Genomic DNA, 25,582 nt, shown 5'->3' on the forward strand with positions numbered 1-25,582 from the left:
TCGACAAAAAAGCCAGGGTAAAACCTGGCTTTTTTGTGCTTGGAATTTAGCCTTCGTTCTTGCGAGGCGTTTCCGCATTGCTTTCTCCGGCCAGACCCTCGGCACCTTGTGCGGGGCGTTTCCAATGGCACAGCAGGAGCTGGCTGGCGTTCGCTTCGGTGATCGATGTGCAAGCTAGATCAGCGGGCAGACCATCCTTGCTGTCTCGCAAGCGCCTGGACAGATAGAACGAGCCATCCCGCGGCCACTTGGCAGGATCCTTGATGTTCTCGGACTTCCCGCTGCTGTAAAACTCCGACGAGTATGAGCGGCGGCCAGGATAGATCAGGGGAGCGGAATGAGCAGACTGCACATTGAGCCAGGCTTGAACCACATCCCGCTGATTCTGAGGGCGCTCCTCTAGTACCCCGGCGTAGATGATGCCCGCACCGATGATTGGCAACACCAATGCGCTCGCAGCGGCAGCCCAGGTGGTCTTCGGGCCAACTTCGCTGACCCGTGCAGACAGCAGCAATGCCCACGCTGGCAGCGCGGGTAGCAGGTAGGTCCACAGAATGTTGCCTGCAAATGTGAAGAAGACCGGTGTCGCCAAGGCCCACAGCCAGAGGTAGGCTTTGAAGCGCTGCATCGATCCACGCTTGCGGATCAACAGTGGTAGAAACAAGGCCCATGGCAGTAGCGACAATCCGAGCTGGATCCAGATGCTGCCGTACGGCTTGGCATGAGCACTACCATAGAGGTCCCCTGCCCAGTTACTGACGACGTAGCGGCTCCAGTGCTCACCAACGAAGAAGTACTCCATGAAGCCGGGCGTTTTCATCTCGGCCGCGACATACCATGGCACGGATATACCGAACATGAGTACAAGGCCGCTAATCCAGGGAAGCCTCAGTACCCGTCCCCATTCCTTGTAGATAACGAACCAGGCGAATGCCGGCGCCCCCATAAGCACCAGGGTCAGCGGCCCTTTGGCAAGCAAGCCCAGCCCGAGACCTGCGAACATCAGGTAGGCATCCGCCTTGCTGGCGCACTTCATCCAACGCCAGAAACCGTAGCTGGCCAGCAGAATCGAGAACGACAAAACAGGGTCAGTCAGCACAACACCGCTGGAGACCAGGCCAAGTGTGGTGCTGGAAAAAATAATGGCAGCCCAGATGCCGGCGTTACGAGAAATCTGCTGCGTGCCGAGTTTGATGATGATGAAACAGCTTGCCAGGTGGAGTAGCCACGCTGGGAAGCGCGCAGCGAACTCGTTAACGCCGAAGACCGTCATGCTCGCGGCCTGGGTCCAGAAGGACAACGGAGGCTTGCCCCAGAACGGTACCCCGTAGTCGAACATGGGCGTGATCCAGTCATTCAACTCGACCATCTTGCGAGCCATTTCAGCGTAACGGGCCTCAGATGTGTCCATCAGCGGGTAGATGCCCAGCCCCACCAAACGCAATAGCAAAATCGAACCCAGGACCCACCACAGCGTCCTCTCGTTCTTCAGGTTCAGCATTTCTTACCCTCGATCGAAGCCATCGAAGGGTGGAGTGACACGGGATCTGCCTTGTTGCTGTGCTTCAGGAAATAGAGAGGCCGGCGCTTCACTTCCGCGAGTGTCACGCCCAGGTACTCCCCCACCATGGCGACACCGACGCACATGAATGAAGCCATTCCGACGATCAGGTGATGGATGTCGAAACTGCCTGCCACAAGCGACGCAAGCATGTAGCAGATGCTGGAGACGAAAAGACCGAAACTGATGAGGCTGAAAATGCGCAGTGGTTTGCGAGAGAAGCTGACGATGCTCTCGATGGCCAGATTGAACAGGCCAGCTGCATTCCATTTGGTGCTCCCGGCATGGCGAACAGTGCGATTGTAGGGGAGTTCGATGGTACGAAAGCCTACCCAGCCGATCATGCCTTTGAGAATCCTGGAGCGTTCATCCAGGGCCCGCAGGGCTGCCAGCGGCGCAGGCCCAATCAATCGGAAATCGCTGACATCGGCCGGCATGTCCACCTTCTCCACCAGGCGCTGCATGACCCAGTAGTAAGCCCGGGCACTCATGCGCTTGAACCACGAATCACCGATTCTCAGGTTGCGCTGCATGTTCACCACGTCGTAGCCGCGTTGCCAGTAGTCCACCATGGCCGCGATGAGCTCTGGTGGATCCTGCAGGTCGACATCAATGAAGATCAGCGCACTGCCACGGGCATGGTCTATCCCGGCGCTCAGTGCAGCCTCTTTGCCGAAGTTGCGACTCAGGGACAGGCAACGTACAGATGACCCATCCTGATAGTGGCGAAGAATGTCGGCCGTCCGGTCATTACTGCCGTCGTCGACATAGAGGATTTCGCAGGAGACGGGTAAGCGCTTCACCACGCGGGTGATTCGCTGGTGGAACTCGGGGATGGTTTCCTCTTCCTGGAAGCAAGGGACCACGATGGTTAACAAGGGATCAGGGCGCTCGGGAAAGCGATGTAATGTCTGCATGATTGAATGTCCAAAAACGATGTGCAATGAATCCAAGTGCAGTGAGGCTTAAGGTCACTACGACTTGGGAGATGAGCGGTGACAGATTCGACTTGATGAGGAACCACATACCCACGCCATTGCCGAAGTTTGTGGTTAACGCGACCAGTGCAAACCTGACAGGCTGAAACTTACGAGAGCCATCTGCCACAAAACAGAGCGCCCTATTTCCAATGAAGCTCGCGATTGCGCCAACCATGCCGCCACAGATACTGGCCAGTAACGGAGTAACGAATTCTGTCGTAACCAGCAATAGGAACACCGCATAATGGACTCCCGTTGCTATGAAGCCGATCCCCAGATAACGAATCAGTAAGGTAGTAAGAGGTGGGGTTTGATTTTCCATGCCCAAAGCCTATGGAGGCAGAGGTGAAAAAATAGTGAACTAAATGTAAATGCGTAATTAGCCGAATCTATATATGGTAAGTAACAAGTCGGCGCACTAGGCTAGCACGCTACAATATCAGAGGGATTGCCTGAAAATTACGCTTTCGAAATAAAAGCCTTCCGATAACGCATGCATGACCCGTGGATTACAATGTTGACAAGATAAGGAAACACCGGGTGGCATTGAGATAGATTCCCCGAATTAAGGGGGACCTAATGGTTACACAAAATGAAACATATACAAGCAGCGTTGTTCCTTACAGCCCTGACATATTGGATGATTTGCCAATTGATGATCAGCTGGCCGTAGAGTTTTTCGCAACAGCACGTTGTGCCAGTTTCAAACAGGCTGCCCGAGGGCTCAATGTGCCAGTGGTAGGCCTGCGGAAACGCTTGGAGAAACTGGAAGAGCACATTGGTGCTCCCGTGTTTGTCTACAAACACAACAAGCTTGCCCTGACCCGCACAGGCGAGAGGGTCAGCCATTACCTGTGCCAGCTCTTCGGCCCAGACGGCCTTGGCAAGTCCGGTGAAAAGGAAGTCCCCAGGCTTACCATCGCGATCACAGAGCCAGTGCTGAACGACATCGTAAACCGCGATCTAGTCGCCTACGTGCGTGATCATGCCGAAATGCAGCTGGAAATCCATTCAGAATGCACAACGCAGATGCTTTCTGAGTGTGAAGTCGATGTGGGTATCGCTTTGGTGAGCCCAGATGATAAAGGCGCGCTTGATCGCCATCCTACGTATAGGTTTGAAAGGCTTGGCCGGATTGGGCACGCCCTGTTCATTTCCAGCCGCTATTCAAGAAGCGTCACCCTTCCAGTGGAGAGCTTGGATTTGCACAACTTCATGCTCGTTGTCCCTTGGGATGAAGAGATCTTGGCGGGCTCACGAAAGTGGGCATCGATAATGGCTGAGCATCAGGGCGGTACCACTCGGGTCAAGAGCTACAACCTATCACGAGGCCTTGTCGTTGGCGGTGCGTGTATTGGAGTGCTGCCCGACTACAGCCGAAAACTGGAGAGAAATATCCTACCCGTGCCGGGTTTCCTGGACGACCTGGAGGAGAAAGATGTCTATCTTGTTATCAAAACGAAGCTTGTCCGCAATCCGCAGGTTTTGGAAATTCGAAGATTGATCAAGAAGAGCTTTTTTGATAAGAAGGACTGGCTTGTTCGGTAACAGTTTTGTTAGGTTTCAAACTCCTCCGTTAACACTACAGAAACACAACTGTCATATTCGCTTGCAACCTAGTCAGAGTGCTTAGAACAAAGGCATCTTGTTACAGCGGGTGACAACCGTGGCCTGCTCCCATCTGCAAGATAAATTTAGGCCGGCGCAGGGCGAAATATAACGTCGGTAGCTAAGCACTTAACATACGAGAGGCAAGCAATGATCCGTTCTTCGAACATGCGGGAAAAGCTGTTGGCTGCCGCAATAATAGGCACATTTTCCTCGCAAGCATTCTCCGGAACAGTAACCACTGACGGAGCTGACATCGTTCTGAAGACCAAGGGCGGTCTTGAAGTATCGACTTCTGACAAGGAATTCAGTTTCAAACTGGGCGGCCGAGTTCAGGCCGACTACGGCCGTTTCGATGGTGTCTTCACCAAGAATGGCGATACCGCTGACGCAGGCTACTTCCGTCGCGCCTACCTTGAGCTCGGTGGCGTGCTGTACCGCGACTGGAAGTATCAGCTCAACTACGACCTTTCCCGCAACACGGGCAACGACTCCGACGGCTACTTCGACGAAGCCAGCCTGACCTACACGGGTTTCAAGCCGGTGCAACTGCGCTTTGGCCGTTTCTACACCGACTTCGGTCTTGAGAAAGCCACCAGTTCGAAGTGGACCACCGCCATGGAGCGGAACCTCTCGTACGACCTGGCGGACTGGATCAACGACAACGCCGGCATGGGTGTTCAAGCCACCAGCACCATCGCTGACATGGCTTATGTTTCCGGTAGCGTTTTCAGCGAAACCAATAACAACTCGGATGGCGACAGCACCAAGCGCTACAACGTACGTGGCGTGTTCGCACCGCTGCACAGTGATGGCAACGTCCTGCACGTCGGTGCTCAGTACGCTTACCGCGACCTCAAAAACAGTGCGGTCGATACCCGGATTCGTTCGCGTCTGGGCGTCCGCGGTGTAGATACCAATGGCGGCGGCGATGCCGGCACCAACGGCAACCGCATGCTGTTTGGCGGTGCTGCTGCACAAGATGGCCTGTGGAAGGACGACTCGGTCTGGGGTCTCGAAGGTGCCTGGGCCACCGGCCCGTTCTCGGTTCAAGCGGAATACCTTCGCCGCAAGCTGAAAGCTGACCAGGCCAACAACGACATGAAGGCCTCCGGTTACTACGCCCAGATGGCTTACACCCTGACCGGCGAGCCGCGTATCTACAAGCTCGATGGTGCCAAGTTCGACACTATCAAACCAGAGAACAAGGAACTGGGGGCCTGGGAAGTCTTCTACCGCTTTGACGATATCAAGGTCGAAGACGGCAACCTGGTCACCGCGGCGGACCAATCGAACGAGCGCAAGGCCAAGAGCCACACGGTGGGTGTGAACTGGTACGTCAACGAGGCGGTGAAAGTCAGTGCCAACTACATCAACGTGCGCACCGACAACAACGAGAACACCGTGGGCGACGACAGCGGCAATGCCATCGTGACCCGCCTGCAATACGTCTTCTGATCCCTCTCATCAGTCTGACGTGAGAAAGCCGGAAGCGCTCAACGTGCTTCCGGCTTTCCTGTTTCTGGAGGTGATCAAGCATGGAGCGCCCTCCTCCTACCTGCTTTCGCTTACCGATGACCGCTCTTGCCAAAGCTCGGCGAATCTGATGTGATTGCCGCGTCGGGCTTTGCATGGTGGCCGTGCAAGCAAATCAAACCTGACTCCTATTCATGATTGAACCTGATTCGACGTCCAGCTTCGCGTCTAACGGCCCTACAAGCGCAGCTACCCCAACGTCGCTCATTAGGGGATAGTCATGTCTGCAAAAAAGCTGCTTCAACCTCTCGCTGCTCAGCTGCACGCCTCGTTCTCGGCTTCTGGCCGCCCGTACTCTCATCTGCACCTCCACCAGCTGTTCCACGCGGCCATCGGCTCCGTTGCACCGCAAGTTGCCATCCAAGACAAGCTGCCAATTCAGGTCTGTCGTGACAACGAGACACGGCAGTACAACCTCTACGCGGCGGTCGAGCGGGCGAAAACGTGCTTAGGATTGACCGATCTTCAAGCAGTCGGTGTGGCTGAAGAAGTCATTGAGGTGCTACGAACTGCGGGAATCGGCGTGAACCAGGTTCGCCTGCTCCTTGACCCCTCCTTCAGCTCGAAGACTCGCAAAAAGGCCTTCAAGGCTCTCTGCAAGAACCTGGATCTGAACGAGCTAGGCGATCGCTTCGTCCCCAAGACTGCCACGTTGGCCATCGCTGCTGGTATTGCGCCGCCTCCCAAAATGTCGTGGAAGGATCGCTTCGCCCTGGCTGCAAATTCCCCCATGCGGGGGCCAAGCGAGCTCATCAGCATGGTCAACCGGGATGAGTGTTATCTGTGGGTATTCCCACCGACTGACCATCATGCGACGGCTCCAGCGACGCATGACCGTTTCTTTGGTGAAAAGACCCACCCGAGCGCAGAAATGGGCATGGGGTTCAGCATCATCGATTCCGGCTGGACCCGCCCCAAGTACCCGCTATCCAGGCAGTCACAAGAGACCTTCATCCAGTATTCGCTTTCTGCGCCGATGTGGTCCTGGCGCGCACAAAGTGACACCTGGCGCCTGGGAAACATCCTGCGTTCAAGAATCCTTGACGGGGCTCCTTGGCATAACGAGCCTCTGAGTGACGTGCTTCCGAGCGGCCTTAAATCCCTGCCCCGGATCTATGGGTGCGAAACCTGCCGAACGCTGTTCATTGAGAATCACAGCGACTACCCGGATGTACCCACTCAGTGCCAATGCGGTGAGGCGAGCAGCACGGGTGACCAAAACGAGTCATCTGCTCTCAATAGCTGATTTTCCTTACGGTGGCGGGCTGAGCCCCCCGTTAGGGATTGGCTATGGGAGCGGGATTCGCTCACCCCAAACCTGAAGGCGCCGCCACCTAACCGAGCGATATGAGCTGAATGCTCGCGGAGTAGATATGCAAAAGAGTAAAAACAAACAGGACACCCTGGCGGCGATCAATGCGCTTGTCGAGATTGCGTATGATCAGGGATTTGCGGACGGACACGGAGTCGGCAATCAAGTCGGTTTCGTAGCCGGTGTCATGAGCCTCAAAGCTGCATTGGCCTGCGGCTTACGGCATGGCTCACCTGAGTGCGGAAAGGCCCTTGAAAGCCTCAAGCGCATCGGGATCGACGAGTGAGAGAAAAGTACGGGTCGTGCGCTGATCGCGCACGACCCGTACTTCTACTTCAGGTCATTTCCCTGCTTAGCTTCATGATTGAAGCTCAGGGATCAGGTGCTTCTGCGGTAGGCCAACAGGCGCAAGGCGTTGAAGACGACCAACAGTGTGGAGCCCTCATGGATCGCAACAGCGGCACCAATGCTCAAGCCCATGATGGTGGACGGAACCAGGATGGCCACAATCCCCAAGCTGACGAACAGATTCTGGTGGATGATCGATCGCGTGTGACGGCTCAGCCCCACCGCAAATGGGAGTTGCCTGATGTCGTCAGCCATAAGCGCGATATCAGCCGTTTCCAGGGCAACATCAGATCCAGCAGCCCCCATTGCGATACCAACGCTCGAACTGGCCATGGCAGGGGCATCATTGACGCCGTCACCCACCATGGCCACCTTGGCGCTAAGGCGCAGGTTTTTGATGGCCTTGACCTTGTCTTCCGGCATCAGGTCTCCCCACGCTTCATCTAAGCCAACTTGTTTGGCTACAGCCTCTGCAACGCGGTTGTGGTCTCCAGAAATCATGACCATGCGTTCGATGCCCATCTCTCTAAGCTTCTGGAGTGCCTCTTTGGCCCCCTCCCGGGGTGTGTCCAATAGCCCGATAGCGCCCAGATCCTTGTCAGCACGCCGTACCACCATGGTGGTACGGCCTGACTGACGTAGACGCTCCGCAGCCTCCAGGGCTGCCTTGCTGAGTGCGGGAATACCATTGGTACCGAACATCTCGACCTTGCCAATCCAGACGAACTGCCCATCAAGCTCAGCACGCACGCCGCGGCCAATCATGTTGCTCATGTTCTTGGCTTGGAATCGGCGCCGTGTGCCAATCATCTCTTCACCGTCACGCACAATTGCCGCAGCCAGCGGATGGTCGCTCATCGACTCCACAGCGATGGCGACGTTTAGCAGATCCTCGATCTGCGTGCCGCCTATGGGTATTACATCGGTGATACGTGGGCGCCCTTCGGTCAGGGTACCGGTCTTGTCGAATGCCATGGCATTCAATGATCCAAGCTCTTCAAGTGGCGCACCGCCCTTGATCAGCACGCCACCTCGGGCTGCCCTGGCGATGCCAGAGAGAATGGCGCTTGGTGTAGCGATCGCGAGCGCGCAGGGGCTGGCTGCAACCAGTACGGCCATCGCCCGGTAGAACGAGTCACGGAACGGCTCGTCAAGGAAAATGCCGGCAAATAGCAGCCCGACTACCAGCAGTAAAACCAACGGGACGAATATGCGTTGGAAGCGGTCCGTGAATCGCTGGGTCGGTGACTTCCTGACTTCGGCTTCACTGACCATCTTGATGACCCGCGCCAAGGTACTCTCCGTAGAGCGCCGGGTTACCTCAACCTCGATGAGCGTTTCGCCATTGATGGTACCGGCGAAGACTTTCGAGGCTGCATCCACTGCATCTGGCTTGCTGCGTGCGAGTTCGGCATCAGGAACAGGTTGCTTGTCCACGGGGACGCTCTCACCGGTTACTGGCGCCTGGTTGATACTTGAGGAGCCTACGACTACAAAACCATCGGCCGGCAGGCGGTCATTGGGGCGCACGATGACAACGTCACCGGGAACCAGCAGCTCCACGGGCATCTCCACCGTGCCATTTGCTCTGCGTACGATCGCGGTGGCTGGTGCGAGCTTGGACAGTGCCTCAATCGCTTTCTTGGCCCGCCCCATCGCGTAGCTTTCAAGGGAATGCCCCAGACTGAACAGGAACAGCAGCAGAGCCCCCTCCGCCCAGGCGCCGATGCTCGCGGCACCGACTGCGGCGAGAAGCATCAGCGAGTCGATCTCGAAGCGTTTCTGACGGATGTTGGTAACCGCTTCCTTAGTGGTGAACCATCCACCGAACACGTAGGCCGACACGTACAGAATCAGAGGCAGACGATCAATCAGGCCAAGTTTTCCTGCGAGAGCTCCGGCACCCAGGAGAGCACCACAGATCAGCGCGAAAATCAGCTCTGTGTTCATTCCAAAAATGCCGCCATGCTCATGGCTATGACCTTCATGCCCGGCTTGGTCATCAGGGCGTTCAAGCAAACTCTTCATAACTCGTCCCTTCTGGGGTCAAGGCTTCCAATTGCCCTCTGCAGTTGGGGAGCCGTCTCTGTTGGTTGGCTAAGATCTATTGCACGGTTTGCCCGAGCCCAGGCGTTAACATTTCGAAGCTATGGGGTATCGGGCGTAATAAAAAATGCCAGGCACTGCCTGGCATTTATGAATTCTCTAATTGTTCTGTTCAAATCGTTTACTACTTGTTGTTGATGCATTGCGAATACATCGAGTAACGAACAGTCTTGAGCGTGCCCTGGGAGTCCTCGAAGGTCATCAACCGTGGATAGACCTGGCAGGTACGGGGGTCCTGCGACTGACGTACGAATTTCGCAACGTCTATCTTCATGCCATATTTGTAATCCTGAATCTCTGGCATTGGCTTGCCATTTTTCTCCGCGTACTTGGCCACTGCGGTCTGGTGTTCCTTGGTGTATTGAAGCTGCTTGCTCTCGGAGAAAGTGTTGGCCTGCGAAGCCACCGAGAAAACAACAAGTGCAGCAGCGATAATTAGCTTTTTCATAAAACCCTCTCAATTTCAAAACTTCTCGGGCGTAACCTTAGCAATGCATAGGCATCACCGGCATGACGAGAAACTTACAATTTTGAAAGGTAAGTGCATCTACTTCACTTTAAACAAAAAAGCCCACAACACGTGTTGTGGGCTTCTCTTTAGCGGAGGCTGTTAGCTAACCACTTCGGCCTCGTCGCCGTCTTCATCCTTGCGGTGTGCCCAGTGATACAGGGCAGGCAGTACCAGCAAGGTCAGTGCGGTGGAGGACAGGATCCCGCCAATCACCACCGTCGCCAATGGCCGCTGAACTTCGGCACCGGTGCCGGTGGCCAAAGCCATCGGGATGAAGCCCAGGGACGCTACCAAGGCTGTCATCAGAACAGGTCGCAGACGGGTCAATGCACCTTCATCGACTGCCTGTCTGAGCGTTCGTCCCTCCTCCCTTAGCCCGCGGATGAAGGCAATCATCACCAGGCCGTTCAGTACTGCAACGCCGGACAGTGCAATGAAGCCGACACCTGCCGAGATCGACAGTGGGATGTCCCGCAGCCACAACGCCACAACACCACCGGTGAGTGCGAATGGAATACCGGTGAAGACCAGCATGCCGTCCTTCAGGTTGTTGAACATCAGGAACAACAAGGTCATGACCAGCAGCAAGGCGACTGGAACAACGATCTGCAGGCGTTTGGCAGCCGACTGCAGCTGCTCGAACTGGCCCCCCCAAGTCGTCCAGTAGCCCGCAGGGATTTGCACCTTCTTGTCCAGCGATGCGGTCGCCTCCTCAACGAAGGACCCCAGATCGCGGCCTCGAACGTTGGCGCTGACGATAACCAGACGTTTGCCGTTCTCGCGGCTGATTTGGTTCGGGCCCAGTTGCAGGTCCAGATTGGCGACCTGGGACAGCGGGATGAAGCCGATCTGATTGGCACCCTGTGCCGCATTGGCAGGTACCGGGATCAGCAAGCTGGACATACCCGCTACGTCGGTGCGAACGGTCTCTGGTAGGCGTACTACCATGTCGAACCGACGGTCGCCCTCATACAGCGTGCCGGCCTGACGGCCACCCACGGCGATAGCGATCGAGTTCTGAACATCCGCGATGTTCAGGCCGTAGCGTGCTGCTTTTTCGCGGTCAATGTTGATGGTCAGCACCGGCAGGCCGGATGTCTGCTCAACTTTCACTTCCGATGAGCCCGGGACCGCTTTGAGCGCTGCCGCGATCTTGTTGGCGGTGTTGTTGAGCACGTCCATGTCATCGCCGAAGACTTTCACAGCGACGTCACTACGCACGCCCGAAATCAGCTCGTTGAAACGCAGTTGGATTGGCTGCGACAACTCGTAGTTGCTTCCTGGAACACCCGCTGCGGCCTTCTGCACTTCAGCAATCAGCTCATCACGAGGCTTCTTCGGGTTAGGCCACTGATCCTGAGGCTTGAGCATGATGTAGGCGTCAGAGGCGTTCGGCGGCATCGGGTCAGATGCAATTTCTGCGGTACCCGAGCGTGCGAACATCCGCTCAACTTCAGGCACCTGCGCAATCACCGCTTTCTCCAGACGCTGCTGCATCTCGACAGATTGAGTGAGGCTCGTTCCAGGCACACGCATGGCCTGCATCGCAAAGTCACCCTCACTGAGGCTTGGGATGAACTCGCTACCCATACGACTTGCCAGCAAACCACTGAGCACGACCAAGGCTACTGCGGCCGAGAAAGCGATGTTCCGATGTCCCAGCACCCATTGCAGAACCGGTTCATAGCGCAGTCGAGCTGTGCGCATGACCACGCCTTCCTCTTCCTTCACCTTGCCAGTGACGAACATGGCAATAGCTGCAGGAACAAAGGTAACGGACAGGACCATTGCACCCAGCAGCGCCATCACAACGGTGAAGGCCATCGGGTGGAACATTTTGCCTTCGACGCCGGTGAGGGCGAAGATCGGCAGGTACACCACCATGATGATCAGCTGACCGAAGATCAGCGGCCGGCGAGCTTCTCGCGCCGCGGCAAAGACCTCGTGGAAGCGTTCGGTTTTGGTGAGCATGCGGCCATGCTTATGTTGCGCATGAGCCAGTCGACGGATCGCGTTTTCTACAATAACCACGGCACCGTCGACGATGATGCCGAAGTCGAGTGCCCCCAAACTCATTAAGTTGGCACTGACCTTGTTGTTGAACATGCCTGTGAAGGTGAACAGCATGGACAGCGGAATCACCATCGCGGTGATCAGAGCCGCACGGATGTTGCCGAGGAACAGGAACAGAATGGCGATAACCAGGATCGCGCCTTCCACCAGGTTCTTCTTCACCGTCGCGATGGCTTTTTCAACCAGGTTGGTACGGTCGTAAACAGTCACAGCCACCACGCCCTTTGGCAGGGTGCGGTTGATGTCCGCCAATTTGGCGGCGACAGCTTGAGATACGGTGCGGCTGTTTTCACCAATCAGCATGAACACGGTACCGAGCACGACTTCGCGGCCGTTCTCAGTAGCAGCACCTGTACGGAGCTCTTTACCGATGCTGACGTCAGCAACGCTGCTGATGCGAATCGGTGCACCATCCACACTGGTGATCACGATGTTGGCGATGTCTTCGATATTGCCTACCTGACCCGGTGCACGGATGAGCAACTGTTCACCATTACGCTCGATGTAGCCGGCACCGACGTTGGCGTTGTTACTTTCCAACGCTGCGACCAGGTCATTGAGTGTCAGCTTGTAGGTAGCCAGGCGCTTTGGATCCGGCGCAACCAGGAACTGCTTGGCATAACCGCCGATGGTATTGATCTCGGCCACACCCGGGACGTTACGCAGCTGAGGCTTGATGATCCAGTCCTGGATCACGCGCAGGTCGGTCGGGGTGTACGGCGTACCGTCCTCTTTGACCGCGCCATCTTCGGCTTCAACAGTCCACAGGAAGATCTCGCCGAGGCCGGTAGATACCGGACCCATGACGGCCTCTACACCTTCTGGCAGCTGTTCCTTCGCAACCTGCAGCCGCTCGTTGATCAACTGGCGGGCAAAGAAGATGTCAGTGCCATCCTTGAAGATCACGGTGACCTGAGACAGGCCAGAGCGAGACAGGGAACGGGTCTGCTGAAGGCCCGGGAGACCGGCCATGGCCGTTTCAACTGGAAACGTGATCCGTTGTTCGGTTTCCAAGGGCGAGTAACCAGGCGCTGCAGTGTTGATCTGCACCTGGACGTTGGTGATATCGGGTACCGCATCGATGGGCAGCTTTTGATAGCTGTAGATACCGATACCCGCCATGATCAGAACGGCGATCATTACTACGATGCGCTGCTCGATGGCGAATCTGATGATACGTTCAAACATGAGAAATCATCCTGTCAGTTCGCATCAGTGACCGTGTTCGGCAGAAGCTTTGCCGAGCTCGGACTTGAGTGTGAAGCTGCCACTGGTTGCTACCTGGGCGCCGGCTTCAATACCGTCGATGATTTCCACGTACCCATTGTCGCGGCGACCCAGTTTTACCGGGCGGGTGTCAAAGCCATCTGGGGTGCGTACGAATACCGAAGGTTTGTCTTCAACGGTCTGCACAGCGTGCTCAGGGACCGCTACGGCAACTCGATCGGTCTGGAAGGTGACCGCAATGTTTACGAACAGGCCTGGACGCCAGGCGCCGTTGGGGTTGGTCAAGGTGACGCGGACAGTAGCTGCACGGTTTTGCTCGCCCAGCAGGCTGCCGACATAACCCACCTTCCCTTCGACCTCGACGTTCATGTCAGGCGAAGAGACTTTCACTGCACGGCCAGTCGTGACCTTGCCCAGATCTGTCGGCGGAACTGCGAAGGTCGCCCAGACCTGATTCAGGTCGGAAAGGATGAAGGCGTTGGTCGCCTCGCTGACGACTTCGCCGACGGTCAGGTGTTTCTCCACTACCACGGCGTCGAAGGGAGCGCGGAGCTCGTAACGATTACCGCCAACGGAGTTAACCGAGGCACCGATTGCGCCGACCTTCTGCTTGGCGTTGGCCAAGGAGATCTCCGCTTCTTGCAGCGCTTGGCGTGCTTGGAGGTAGTCTTGCTCTGCAGAGATCTTGTCCTGCCACAGTTGCTTCTCACGTTCGAAGGTCACACGCGCCAGTTCGACGCGACGCTGTGCGGCCTGTTGTTCGCTGCGCAGGTCAGAGATCTGCTGGCTGGCGATTACCGCGAGGACTTGCCCTTTCTTGACCGTCTCGCCCAGGTTGGCCTGGACAGCCTCAACAACGCCAGGAACACGAGGAACCACGTGGGCAGTACGATCTTCGTCGAAACGAATTTCGCCAGGGAAGCTCACGACGGTACCGAGGTCACGAGGCGCTGCAGCTTCCAGGGCAACACCAGCGGCCTTGATCTGTTCAGCGCTGAGCGTCAGCTTGCCCTCTTCTTCACCGCCCTCTTCGCTGTGGCCTTCTTCACCATGGCCCTCATCACCTTCCTCTTTGGCGGCAGATGCGGCTTTCTTTTCGTCGCCATGGCCATCGTTAGCGCCATGCTCGGCAGTACTGGCGGCCTGCTGTCCGGAACTGTTGTTCCAGGCAAGGCTGCCAAATCCGAGGGCTGCCACAGCGGCTACCGCGAGGGCGATCTTGCGTTTGTTATCCATTGCTACTCCTGCTGATCGTAGGCACCGGCTTGTTCAAGGCTGTGTGCCGAAGAAAATGTTTGGCCCGTTCAGCGAGTGCCGGCGGTTGAGCCGACTTCGCCATAAACCCTTTCCACCTGCGCACGCGCATTGGTCGCCGCTGCCAACGATTCGAGGTATTGGCCACGAGCGACGATCAAGGTGCGCTGGGCATCCAGCACTTCGATGAAACCGAATTTGCCCATCTCGAAGCCGCGGGTTGCGGTCTCTACGGCTTGTTGGGCTGAAGGCAGAATGGTCTTGTCGTAGGACTCGACCTCCTGCATGGCGGTGGACCATTGGTTCAACGCGGTTTGGGTTTCGGTGCGCAGGCGCAGCTCAACAGCATTGCGCTGGTCCCGGGCCTGATCTGCACGACGAGAAGCGGAAAGAATGTTGCCCTGGTTACGATCGAACAGCGGCAAAGGCATAGACAGGCCCACAGTGTTGACCCGCTCGCGCACAGAGCGGTCGTACTGGCTACCTACACTGACAGTAAGGTTCGGGATACGCTGAGCTTTCTCTGAGCCGAGCGAGGCATCGCTCTTGTCTATCTGCACCACGGCCTGACGCATTTCTGCTGTTTGGTCGAGCTTAGCCAGCAGATCTTCAGTGCGAGGTGGCAAGCCCGGGGAGAGGGTTGGCGATTCGAGTCGATCAAACACGGTGACTGAGCTCCCGGTAATTTGAGCGAGCTGTTGGTAAGCGGTCGCTTTTTCCGTTTCTGCACGTCGAACTTGCAGCTGGGCTTCGGCCAGTTGCACTTGAGCGCGGGTCGCCTCCACTGGGGACGACTTACCTGCGCGAACACGGCCATCGACGATGCGAAGACCGCGCTCAGTCAGTTCGAGAGATTGCTTGGCCAGGTCGAGACCTGTCTGGGCCCGCAACGCGGCGTAAAAGGCTTGGACGACATCTGCACGCAGGCCGTTAACGCGACGGTCTAACTCAAGCTGTGCGGCGGTCTGCCCGTATGTGGCGACGTCAACACGAGCCCCCCGCTTACCGCCCAGCTCAAGGGTCTGGCTGAGAGAGACAGTCGTCTGGCTGGTGTTACGACGGGTGTCTTCCACGTCATACGAGATTGTGGGGTTGGGGATAAGCCCGGCCTGCTTGCGAGCACCATCAGCGATCCCAATTTCTTGCCTGGCCGCGGCCAGGTCTGGGTTGGCATCCATGGCCGTCGAAAGCGCCTGGGGCAAGCTGATGCTTTGGGCAAGGGCTGCAGGCGCCATCAACCCAGAGATGACTGCACAGAGTGCAGCGATCTTCCAGGGCGAGACGGGGGTCTTGGGTAAGACATTGCGGTTATACCGGGGCACTTTGATGGTCCTCGTGCACAAACTTCGATAAAGCTTGGCGAGAACGCCGAAACAGCTGCCAAGCCCCACTTGATTAGGTGATGGCACTCTAATGAGCGGTAGCTATCAGAGGGGTGGCTAGAAAATTACAATTCCGTAAGAATGTCCTGTAATGCCCGAAAATACTGGGAAACCAAACCCGACACGATGATTTCGTTACAAGCAACGGAGATGGCAAACACGCGGTGCGAAGGCCCGAACAACAGGTAGATGACGAAATTGTAATTTTCCTATCACCCCCCCGTTATCTTCGGCCTGCAAATATGAGCTCGCGCTACGCTAGGCGCGCCGCCTGGTCAGAACAATTAACGACACCCGCGCCGGTAAACATAATAAAAACTGCCGTGAATCAAAGGAGCATCGGATGAAAATCAAAGTACCACTGTATTTGGCGGCAGTTTCTGCGCTGTCTGGAAGCTATGCTATTTCGGCACAAGCTGAAGACAAGCCAGAAGGCTTCATTGAAGGCAGCAGCCTTACAGTGTTGAACCGTAACTTCTACTTCAACCGTGATAACCGCGACAGCACCGCCCCCACTTACAACAGTGGCAAGGGCAATACGAACGGCTACTCCGAAGCCTGGGCGCACGCGATCATCAGCAAATTCAACTCCGGGTTTACCCAAGGTACCGTTGGCTTTGGCGTTGATGCCTTTGCCATGATCGGCCTCAAGCTCGACACCGGTGATGGGCGCAACGGCGGCCGTAGCTCCTTCGACGTGCTGCCCGTTGATAACAAGGGTGAAGCTCGCGACGAATACACCAAGGTCGGCGGCGCAGCCAAAGTCCGCTTGTTCGATACCATCGTGAAAGTGGGTGATGTCTTCCCATCGACCCCGGTCGTCGCATCGGGTGACTCTCGCCTGCTGCCAGAGAGTTTCCGCGGTGTGACCGTTGAGAACACCAGCATCCAGGGCCTTACCCTCCAGGGTGGTCGTCTGCATGCGATGAGCCAGCCGGTCTCAAGCAACCTGAACGACAACTTCGTGACGTTCTACGGCGGCCCGGTCAACTCGCCATGGATCGGTTACGGTGGCGGTGACTACTCGATCAACGACAACTGGACTGTGAGCGTCTACGCCAGCCAGCTGAAAGACGTCTGGAATCAGTACTACGCCGGCACAAGCGTGGTTTACCCGCTGAGCGACGATCTGGCGCTGATCGGTGGCTTCAACTACTACAAAGCCGTAGATGAAGGTAAGAAGCGCCTGGGTGAATTCGACAACAACATCTGGAGTGCCAAGGTCGGTGTGCGTTACGGTGCCCACACCCTGGCCCTGTCGCATCAGCGCAACAACGGCGACGACGATTTCGACTACCTGCGTCAGTCGGACTCGATTTTCGTCGACAACTCCATCCAGTACAGCGACTTCAACTCGCCGAAAGAGCGTTCCTGGATGCTGCGCTATGACCTGAACTTCACCAGCTACGGCATTCCAGGCCTGACGTTCATGACGCGCTACGCCAGAGGCTCGGGTGCGGATTACTCGAACGCTAACCAGTTCTACATGCGCACCGACGACAACGGCAACCCGCTCGACAATCAGAAGCGTTGGGAGCGTGACGTCGAAGTCAAATACGTTGTCCAAACCGGTCCGGCAAAAGATCTGTCCTTCCGGTTGCGCCAGGCAACCACGCGTGCCACTGCTTTCGAATCGGATCTGGATGAAACTCGTGTAATCATCGAGTACCCGCTTTCGATTCTGTAATTCGCTAACTGGGCCAGTTATCCATTGGCGGGTCCTGTTAGTAAAACGAGCATTACGCATTCACCTTGAGTGGCTTAAGTGCTCCTTTGGTAAAAGGTGGATATTTGGCGCCCATTGGGCGCCTTTTTTTTGCCTAAAATTCAAGTAGGCGTTCGATTGTACGCATCGCATGCCGGTGAAGTTCATGACTACACCAATGACCAGTCTCTTCAATGTGAGCGACCTCGCCGTCATCTGAGCGGAACGAAGCCAGCACAAAGAAGAAAATAACCCAATACTTCATAAGGTCAAATCACCTGCTGGAGAGAGGGCCCGCAACTGTCAAACCCAAACCGCGACAAGATATACCGCCAGACTATCAACTGTATTACCTAGAAATTACAAATCCGTCATTTGAGCCCCGGCACGCTCATTTTGATTTACCATCCCTTTCAATAATGCCGGCGCGCGTGCGCGGTTAATTGCTCAGTGATATCGAGACAAAATCCCATGCGAATTCTGGTAATTGAGGATGAAGTAAAAACTGCGGAGTATGTGCGTCAAGGTCTGACGGAATGTGGCTATGTCGTAGATTGCGTCCACACCGGGTCAGATGGATTATTCTTGGCTAAGCAGCACGAATATGAGCTGATTATCCTGGATATAAATCTGCCAGAGATGGACGGTTGGCAGGTCCTTGAGTTGTTGCGTCGTAAAAACTGCCCTTCCCGTATCATGATGCTGACGGCGAGAAGCCGGCTGGCGGATAAGGTCCGGGGGCTGGAGAACGGAGCAGATGACTACCTGATCAAGCCATTTGAGTTCCCTGAGCTGCTGGCCCGGGTTCGCGCCTTGATGCGCAGGTCAGATCACCCTGCATCCGTAGAGGTCATTCGCGTCGCTGACCTGGAGCTTGATCAGAGCCGGCACAGGGCATTCAGGGACGGTCAGCGCATTGACCTGACCACGAAAGAATTCGCGTTACTGCATTACCTGATGCGTAATACCGGTGTGGTGCTGAGCCGCACCCAAATTATTTCGCAGGTTTGGGATATGAATTTTGACTGCGACACAAACGTTGTAGAGGTGTCGATTCGAAGACTCAGAGCCAAGATAGATGACCCTTTCGAGACCAAACTGATACATACGCTTCGGGGCGTAGGGTATGTGCTTGAAAAACGATAGTTGCCAAGCTCTCTAGTACCGAAAATCCGCTACATGCTCCCGTCGCTTGCGAACTTGAGGTTTCTGTTTACGATCCGCGGCGCTGATTCCTCACTCAACAAATGAGGTAGGCTGTACATGAGGTATAGCATTGATTATCAGCAGGTTTCGCAAGGACAATCCGATGCCAGCATTGATGCCTGTCCAGCTGACATTGTCTTCAACAGCGACCATGGCCTAGCTCTTATCCCGTGCGTTGGCGATGTTATCAACCTCCCCTCTACGGCGGTCAAAGAAGGGGTTTGCGGCATCGTTAGATCAAGGATTTTCAATTATCTCAGAGGTCCTGAAGAGCTGTACTGTCACGTCAATATTCTCGTTGAGGAGGCGGACATCAATTTCGAAAGTCTCATCTCGGAATACATGCGCAATCAGTCACGTGCTCGCTCGCCTTCTTCATAAAGTCGAAGGCGGGCCAGTCCATTAATGGTTGTGTATGGGTGAGGGTTCAGCAGAGCGAGCGCCTACTGAGCACCAGAGATGAATAGTCACAGCCTAGTGGTTTAACGCGGTACTGCTGGTGTACGCAGGGCCGGACTCATTGTTTTTTGAATGGCGCATTGCAGCACATAGAAATATAAAACCCCGGAAGCAAATACGATTGCGGACAGATAAGCAAACTCAGAGTCTAAAACCCCGGAAACCATATACAATTTAATCGTGATAGAACCCATAATAATTCCGGTACAGTACATGACGCCTGTGAACTGATTGCCCAAAAAACTCAGTATGCCGCTGAAGGCATTGTTCGCACTCAACAGCATTGCTTTCAGTATCGTCCAGCCGAGAACTGGCAGAAAAGCCTTGATCATGAAGGCGAATAACATCGACGATGCAAACAGTTTTATCGGGGTTTCTGCCCACGGCTTGATGGTGCCGTCTACTTCAACGCCGGTATACAAGATGATATTCAGAATAATCGCCATAAGGGTGCATATGCCGAGGCGTATCATTTCCCGCTTAAGCGGGGCCATCATTATCACTGCGTGAATCTTGTTTCCAAAGTATCGTTTTAGTCCTTGGATCGACATTTTTCTTCCTATGCTCTCGGGTATGACGCTGTTGTAGCGTTGTATGACGGTCATGCTTTTACCCGAAGAGAGGTGACGCTTCAACGGTCCTGAATTGCGCAGGGGATCTCATGTCCTTCCCCTGGCTGGGTAGCTTGCTGAGAAATTCTCATCTACCTGCGTGGCAACGATGCGGCCACCCCGCCGCCGTCAGAGCTCTGGAGGACTGGCTGCTGTCAGCAACTCATCGAGTGACGGAACCTTAGCGTTTGCACTGAGGACGAGTGTTCTGGATCGGAGTATGGATACATCAAAGAAAGATTCGCACTCGACTCTTCCGTTTACTTCTCTCCAGTGGGTGACTTCTGGTATCAACTCATTAGGCACCGGGTATAGTGCCATAGGGTTATGGAATACCTCCACTTCAGCAGACCACGGCTCGTAGCCATATTGCGGCCAGAGCTGACCGTAGTCGCTGGACGCTACATCCAACAGAAATGGGATACCTCGTGATGCTCCCGGAGAACGGTCGAAAAACTCACCAAACCGCAAGTATCGGTACCCGTCTAGATGAGCTCCACCTGAGATCGGCACTCGGCTGAGCTTTGGCACTGTGCAGGCATTGGTGAAAATGACCGCTGAAAGATGGGCATTTTCCATTAGCGTAAATAGGCCGTTGGGGCGCCCTGATAGCAGAGATGTCTCTTCCTCCACAGTTATCAGGTGCGTACCACGATGCGCAGATGAGTGAACTGCAAAGCCATAGAGATAGCTGATGAGCGACTCCCTGCTCCACAGCATTGAACTGGGCGCATGGAAATCGGCTAAGGCCAGAATGAGCGGCTTACCCTCCACGTGCGGTAGGGATTCGTAACGCTTGTCCAATTTGTTTTGGATGGTCCTCGCAAACCTTTCTGCAGCCGCTCCTAAGAAACGCTCATGTCGGTCAGCGGGTGGGGGGACCGGCGAGGCGCCAAAATGCTCATACCGCTCTTCCGGGTTGGCTGTCACTGCTTCAACCCAGGCCTCATCTCCCAGCCTATTCTCGATGTGAAAATCGGGTGATTCTTTAGGCTGGGTGACCAAGAGTCCCTGTTCACGAAAAATCGCTAATAGGTGGGCTTCCCAGAGGCGGGTGTGAAAATTCTCAGTCTGGCAATCGGGAACCCAATTTCTGTCTGGGGATGGCAGTGCGAGATACAGTTGATTCAGCGCCCACGCCCCAATACGGCGGCTTGGATCAAATAGTGATTTGAACACCACGCTTGGTGTGCGCTTACCCATTCTGCTTAGAGGAGCACGTCGTCGTTCACCTGAAGGGAGTGGAAGCGGATGGGCTTGGGTATAGAGAAAATGGCTGATTGAGGCGCGGGCTTCGGACTCGCCAGTGGTGCACTCACCATGGCTGAGGAGCACCCACACGCTATCGACACGACGCCGCAAGGTGACAATTCCGAAGCTGCCGGAATTGATATTTCGGGTTAGAGCGGCACAAGAAATTCCGTCCTCACTAAGCCATGCCCCTACTGGCGGGCTGTCCCCAAACCCCAACCCTCGTGGAAGCGACAAAGCGATTAGATCGAACATCGGCGCAGCAATTTCTTTCATTCGCTGATCTCGGCAGCCGTCAAAATGCATTCCATCAATGCCTCGGAGCGTGCCCGCCGGCGATGGCATCGGTGGAGGTACCTATTGAAGAAGGGGGCCTTGTTCCACCAGGACATCTCGGTTGGTGAAGATGGTCTCAATGGTTGCAGCCTCGGCAGCCACATGAGTCTTTCGCGTGATCTCTTCAAGGGCCAGTTCGAGCCGGTAGTCTTGGAAATACTCGTACAGCTTTTCAGAGCTCTCGGATATCTCCTCCCCACCATTCTTCGCGAACAAGATGTGGATGATCGCTGCGAGTGGGAGAGAGATGTCGAGATCCTTCTCTTCTGCATCTGAATCCGAGTTCAAACCGTCGAAATACCTCTCCAGATGACTCTGGAGCTCCTCAAGCCAGAACTGAGATAGGTTGCTTGGAAGGGAGCTTTCAGGCCCGGTCAGAAGGACTTCATCTCTGAATAGAGCCAGCAGATTGGGGTTTGCCATGGAGGACCTCACGATTAGATTTGAGAGCAACTGGTCAGCATAGTCCACCTCAAGATGACCACCTCCTTGACGCCCATCCTGGTGCTCCTGAGCATCAGACGAGTGAATCGCCCCGAAACCTGTAGATACAAAATGACCGCTTCTCGCCGTTAGCTGCCTTTCTTGAAGGACAGCTTTGGGTCGATAGCGGCCTTCGTGGAGGTTGGTGTCTACGGGGTCGGTTTAGTCAATCTGAATCTCCGGTTTCACCTCCGTGAGGCCGGCCATCGTCATGCATCAGATCTTGATTGACACGCGTGCCGCTTTGGATAGCCTTGCAATTGAGGGCTGCAACTGCGCATTTGTCGGGCCTGGGTACCAGCATGAGCCCCCCGCAATTTTGGCAGCAGAGGAAGCTGGTTCCTCTGAAGTAGTGACGGCGGGCATTGCCAGTCGGATTCTGAACCCAAGGTCGCCAGACTAGGAGCTAAAGGATCGCTGCGACTACTCCTCATCCCTTACCGAAAAGTCACGCGTCGGTCGTAAACGGCCCTTTCCAGGCCAATCAACTTTTGTGATTGGTGAGTAGGGATTTCTCGGCTTTTCTGTGAAAAGCACCCCTTCATTTCACAAAAAAAATGGCGAAGATTCCAATTTCACGGGGTCTGGCCTATCACCTATTTTGTGAACCTACATCAGGTGTAATTCGCCAGGCACTAAAAAGCCCGCTGATGCGGGCTTTTTAGTGCCTGCAAACAATCAGTAGCCGGTGAGAATGTTCACGATCACACCGCTGGCAATGGCCACCAGAACATAGTCGCCATTCACATACAGCCAACGATGATCACGAGGTGGCGCATACAGGTGGCGTGCTTTCCAGTCAGTTACCCAGTAACGGTCCCCACGGTAATGTGGATCAACGGCATGACCACGCTGCCACTGTTTATGAGGTATCGGCATGCCTTGTTGTGGGCGGAAGTTTGGATCACGGTAAGCAGGTCCGCGGCCATTGTCATGTCGGCCCTGGTGCTGTGGTTGACCATGTGGCGGGTTGCCTTGGTGCGATGGGCCGCCATCATGCCGATCAGGCGGGCCCGGTTGCGCGAAGCTTGCCAGCGGTGTGCTGAGCATGAGCGCGGCGCAGATCACGGTTAGGGCTTTCTTCATTTGATGCGGTCCTCTGCCTGTTAATCGCCTGGCAGGTATTGAGTGCCAGGTTCGGTTAACTGATCAGACCACGATTTTTCCCTTTCAATGTCAGGGCGCAGGTAAAGGTCCGGTAAAGTCTGGCGTTCTTTCAGTTCAGCCCGAGTGCTTTCAAGCGGCGATACAGCGTGCGTTCACTCATGCCAAGATGACTGGCCAGTTCACTGCGCGAGCCTTTGAACTGCTCCAGCGCCTGCGCCAGCTCACCCAAGTCATTGCGACGGCCGCTTCCTTTAGCCGCGCCAGTCAGCCCAGTGTCTTCCGGTAAATGCTCCGGTCTGATTACTCCGTCATCGGCAAACAAACGCGCGCGTTCCAGAATGTTGCGCAGTTCGCGGATATTGCCTGGAAACGGATGCAACGCAAGTTGCTGCAAGGCGTCTTCACTCAGCCTGGGCGTCGGCTGGCCGGCCATGCGCTGCAGCAGGCTCTGTGCGAGCAGCGGCAGATCTTCCACCCGTTCGCGCAATGCAGGCAGACGAATCGGGAAGCCGCTGATGCGGTAATACAGGTCTTCACGGAAGGAGCCATCCGCGACCATTTGTTTAAGTGGTTTATGGGTGGCCGATATCAGGCGGAAATCCGAATGGACAGTGCGCAGGCTGCCCACAGGACGGAAACTGCCGGACTCTATCAGGCGCAGCAGCTTCACCTGCATCGCCAGCGGCACTTCACCGATTTCGTCGAGGAACAGGGTGCCGCCATGGGCTGCCTCGGCCAAGCCGATCTTGCGCTGATTCGCCCCGGTGAACGCGCCCTTCTCATAGCCGAACAGTTCACTCTCGAACAACGACTCGGTCAGGCCGGTGCAGTCGACCACCACCAGTGGGCCGTTGGCCCTGGGGCTGCCCATGTGCACTGCACGGGCGAACAGCTCCTTGCCGGTCCCCGACTCCCCCTGCAGCAACACCGGGATCTGCGCCGGTGCCGCACGCTGCAGGCTGGCCAGCGCGGCCTTGAAGGTTGGCGCGCGGCCGACCAACCCTTGCTCCTGTGGCTGCGCCGAAGCGAGGGTGATGGTGGTGAGGCGTTCGACAAAGGCCACTACCTTGCCCTGCTCATCCAGGATCGGCCGCAACTCCACATCCACATGCTCCGGGCCGCGTGGTGTGTGATGAATGTGCAATACCCGCTCCGGTACCTTGCTGTCCCACGCCTTGCGCATCGGGCAATGTTCGCCAGCCTGGTCGCACGGCACAGCGTAGTGGTGCGAAACCCTGTGGCACTTCTCGCCCAGTGGGGCCTGATCATGCCGGCCAAACTGACGGCGATAGGCCGCATTGGCGGCGAGGATGTTGTAGTCGGTGTCCAACACGATGGTCGGAAGGGCATCGTGCTCGAGGTAGGAAACCAGAGCTAGGATGAGAGGATGGGCTTCAGGCATGTCGGCACCGTATGGATGACCGACGCAGGGTAACAAGGACTGCCAAACACTGCCATTGGCTGTCAGTCGACTGCCACCTTGGCTGCCAGTTTTGCCCGCAGCGGTCTGCAACTGGCCGGTTTTACTGGCCAGTGAGTGGCAAAAAGCCTGGCATGCATCTTGATAAAGCTCCTGTCACTGCCTACGCCTGTACAAGGCGGGGCGGATAAATTGGAGAACGTGATGATCATCGGCAACAACCTTCACGTGGACGCCTTCTACGACGAGGCGACCTCGACCATCAGCTATCTGGTCATGGACCGTGAAACCCGACAATGCGCATTGATCGACAGCGTGCTGGATTACGACCCCAAGTCCGGGCGCACCTGTAGCGCTTCGGCTGATCGCTTGGTCGAGCGTGTGAATGAACTGAATGCCAGCGTGCGGTGGGTGTTGGAAACCCATGTGCACGCTGACCACCTTTCAGCGGCTGCCTACCTGAAAGAAAAGCTGGGCGGCCATACCGCAATTGGCGCGCACATTACCCAGGTGCAGAAAGTGTTTGGCGCCTTGTTCAACGCAGAGCCCGGCTTCGCCCGTGATGGCAGCCAGTTCGATGTGCTGCTCGAAGACGAGGAAGGTTTCCGGATTGGCAACCTGCAGGCCCGTGCGTTGCACACGCCTGGGCACACACCCGCGTGCATGAGTTTCATGATCGAAGATGCCGGCGAGATCGCGGTGTTCGTTGGAGACACCTTGTTCATGCCCGACTATGGCACCGCCCGCTGCGACTTCCCCGGGGCCGATGCCCGCACCTTGTACCGCTCAATCCGTCGCCTGCTGGCTTTCCCCGATCAGACGCGGTTGTTCATGTGCCACGACTACCTGCCAGGTGGCCGCGACATGCAGTACGTCACAACTGTCGCCGAGCAGCGCGCCCACAACATTCACATCCATCAGGGTATCGATGAGGACAGCTTCGTTGCCATGCGCGAAGCCCGCGACAAGACGCTCGAAATGCCTGTGCTGATCCTGCCTTCGGTGCAGGTGAACATGCGTAGCGGCCAGCTACCCCCTCCAGAGGCGAACGGTGTGAGCTATCTGAAGATCCCGCTGAACAAGCTGTAAGCGCCCTGCCCCCATAA

Annotated in this window: 21 protein-coding genes; 8 read left to right on the forward strand and 13 right to left on the reverse strand. The window is 55.9% G+C overall.

All coding sequences use genetic code 11. The annotated features are described in order from the left end of the window. Positions 1-46 precede the first annotated feature (46 nt). From AC3RCM_RS00235 to AC3RCM_RS00245, 3 genes are read right to left on the reverse strand one after another with little or no spacing between them, the layout of a single operon-like run. Positions 47-1,501 carry a phospholipid carrier-dependent glycosyltransferase gene (locus tag AC3RCM_RS00235; protein WP_010951444.1) on the reverse strand — a complete coding sequence of 485 codons (1,455 nt, stop codon included), beginning with the start codon at positions 1,499-1,501 and terminating at the stop codon, positions 47-49. After that, on the reverse strand, positions 1,495-2,478 hold the full coding sequence (locus AC3RCM_RS00240) for a glycosyltransferase family 2 protein (protein WP_010951445.1): 984 nt from the start codon (positions 2,476-2,478) through the stop codon (positions 1,495-1,497). The genes AC3RCM_RS00235 and AC3RCM_RS00240 overlap by 7 nt, the downstream gene beginning before the upstream one ends. Beyond that, on the reverse strand, positions 2,444-2,863 hold the full coding sequence (locus AC3RCM_RS00245; RefSeq protein ID WP_010951446.1) for a GtrA family protein: 420 nt from the start codon (positions 2,861-2,863) through the stop codon (positions 2,444-2,446). Before AC3RCM_RS00245 ends, AC3RCM_RS00240 begins: the two co-directional genes overlap by 35 nt. Positions 2,864-3,120: 257 nt before the next feature. Between AC3RCM_RS00245 and AC3RCM_RS00250 the strand changes: the two genes are divergently transcribed. The 4 genes from AC3RCM_RS00250 to AC3RCM_RS00265 all read left to right on the forward strand — a co-directional run bounded on the left by AC3RCM_RS00250 (position 3,121) and on the right by AC3RCM_RS00265 (position 7,283). Next, on the forward strand, positions 3,121-4,089 hold the full coding sequence (locus AC3RCM_RS00250; protein WP_011953108.1) for a LysR family transcriptional regulator: 969 nt from the start codon (positions 3,121-3,123) through the stop codon (positions 4,087-4,089). A 210-nt stretch (positions 4,090-4,299) separates the two neighbouring features. After that, positions 4,300-5,607: an OprO/OprP family phosphate-selective porin gene (locus AC3RCM_RS00255; RefSeq protein ID WP_009395904.1), complete on the forward strand. Its 1,308-nt coding sequence runs from the start codon at positions 4,300-4,302 to the stop codon at positions 5,605-5,607. A gap of 298 nt (positions 5,608-5,905) precedes the next feature. Continuing rightward, positions 5,906-6,931, forward strand: a complete 1,026-nt coding sequence (locus AC3RCM_RS00260) for a hypothetical protein (RefSeq protein WP_011953109.1) — start codon at positions 5,906-5,908, stop codon at positions 6,929-6,931. Positions 6,932-7,058: 127 nt separating this feature from the next. Then, positions 7,059-7,283: a hypothetical protein gene (locus AC3RCM_RS00265; protein ID WP_010951451.1), complete on the forward strand. Its 225-nt coding sequence runs from the start codon at positions 7,059-7,061 to the stop codon at positions 7,281-7,283. A gap of 92 nt (positions 7,284-7,375) precedes the next feature. Here the strand turns inward: AC3RCM_RS00265 and AC3RCM_RS00270 are convergent, their stop codons facing one another. The 5 genes from AC3RCM_RS00270 to AC3RCM_RS00290 form a co-directional block, all read right to left on the reverse strand. Then, on the reverse strand, positions 7,376-9,373 hold the full coding sequence (locus AC3RCM_RS00270) for a heavy metal translocating P-type ATPase (RefSeq protein ID WP_010951452.1): 1,998 nt from the start codon (positions 9,371-9,373) through the stop codon (positions 7,376-7,378). Positions 9,374-9,575: 202 nt separating this feature from the next. Then, entirely contained in the window at positions 9,576-9,899 is a 324-nt protein-coding gene (locus AC3RCM_RS00275; RefSeq protein ID WP_003253432.1) for a DUF2790 domain-containing protein, read from the reverse strand. 162 nt (positions 9,900-10,061) lie between these two features. Beyond that, positions 10,062-13,223: a CusA/CzcA family heavy metal efflux RND transporter gene (locus AC3RCM_RS00280; protein WP_010951454.1), complete on the reverse strand. Its 3,162-nt coding sequence runs from the start codon at positions 13,221-13,223 to the stop codon at positions 10,062-10,064. 24 nt (positions 13,224-13,247) lie between these two features. Beyond that, a complete protein-coding gene (locus tag AC3RCM_RS00285) occupies positions 13,248-14,498 on the reverse strand; it encodes an efflux RND transporter periplasmic adaptor subunit (protein WP_012269854.1) in 1,251 nt (416 codons plus the stop codon). A gap of 68 nt (positions 14,499-14,566) precedes the next feature. Beyond that, positions 14,567-15,838 carry a TolC family protein gene (locus AC3RCM_RS00290; protein WP_010951456.1) on the reverse strand — a complete coding sequence of 424 codons (1,272 nt, stop codon included), beginning with the start codon at positions 15,836-15,838 and terminating at the stop codon, positions 14,567-14,569. A 403-nt stretch (positions 15,839-16,241) separates the two neighbouring features. Here AC3RCM_RS00290 and AC3RCM_RS00295 point away from each other — a divergent pair, with 403 nt between their 5' ends. From AC3RCM_RS00295 to AC3RCM_RS00305, 3 genes are all read left to right on the forward strand, one after another. After that, a complete protein-coding gene (locus tag AC3RCM_RS00295) occupies positions 16,242-17,585 on the forward strand; it encodes an OprD family porin (RefSeq protein ID WP_003253422.1) in 1,344 nt (447 codons plus the stop codon). 489 nt (positions 17,586-18,074) lie between these two features. After that, positions 18,075-18,749 carry a heavy metal response regulator transcription factor gene (locus tag AC3RCM_RS00300; RefSeq protein WP_003253420.1) on the forward strand — a complete coding sequence of 225 codons (675 nt, stop codon included), beginning with the start codon at positions 18,075-18,077 and terminating at the stop codon, positions 18,747-18,749. Between the two features lie 117 nt (positions 18,750-18,866). After that, on the forward strand, positions 18,867-19,190 hold the full coding sequence (locus AC3RCM_RS00305; RefSeq protein WP_010951457.1) for a hypothetical protein: 324 nt from the start codon (positions 18,867-18,869) through the stop codon (positions 19,188-19,190). A gap of 101 nt (positions 19,191-19,291) precedes the next feature. Here AC3RCM_RS00305 and AC3RCM_RS00310 read toward each other — a convergent pair whose 3' ends face one another. From AC3RCM_RS00310 to AC3RCM_RS00330, 5 genes are all read right to left on the reverse strand, one after another. Beyond that, complete coding sequence (locus tag AC3RCM_RS00310; RefSeq protein WP_012269855.1) at positions 19,292-19,819, reverse strand: hypothetical protein; 528 nt, start codon at positions 19,817-19,819, stop codon at positions 19,292-19,294. A 189-nt stretch (positions 19,820-20,008) separates the two neighbouring features. Next, positions 20,009-21,406: a hypothetical protein gene (locus AC3RCM_RS00315; RefSeq protein ID WP_223296393.1), complete on the reverse strand. Its 1,398-nt coding sequence runs from the start codon at positions 21,404-21,406 to the stop codon at positions 20,009-20,011. 81 nt (positions 21,407-21,487) lie between these two features. Continuing rightward, entirely contained in the window at positions 21,488-21,889 is a 402-nt protein-coding gene (locus AC3RCM_RS00320) for a hypothetical protein (RefSeq protein ID WP_012269857.1), read from the reverse strand. A 738-nt stretch (positions 21,890-22,627) separates the two neighbouring features. Next, positions 22,628-23,035: an RcnB family protein gene (locus tag AC3RCM_RS00325; protein ID WP_010951459.1), complete on the reverse strand. Its 408-nt coding sequence runs from the start codon at positions 23,033-23,035 to the stop codon at positions 22,628-22,630. Positions 23,036-23,165: 130 nt separating this feature from the next. Further along, positions 23,166-24,458 (reverse strand): sigma-54 interaction domain-containing protein, encoded by a 1,293-nt coding sequence (locus AC3RCM_RS00330; protein ID WP_003253147.1) that lies wholly within the window; start codon positions 24,456-24,458, stop codon positions 23,166-23,168. A 222-nt stretch (positions 24,459-24,680) separates the two neighbouring features. Here AC3RCM_RS00330 and AC3RCM_RS00335 point away from each other — a divergent pair, with 222 nt between their 5' ends. Further along, a complete protein-coding gene (locus tag AC3RCM_RS00335; RefSeq protein WP_020192714.1) occupies positions 24,681-25,565 on the forward strand; it encodes an MBL fold metallo-hydrolase in 885 nt (294 codons plus the stop codon). The last annotated feature ends 17 nt before the right edge of the window (positions 25,566-25,582 follow it).

Source organism: Pseudomonas sp. GW823-FHT05G12 (assembly GCF_058795575.1).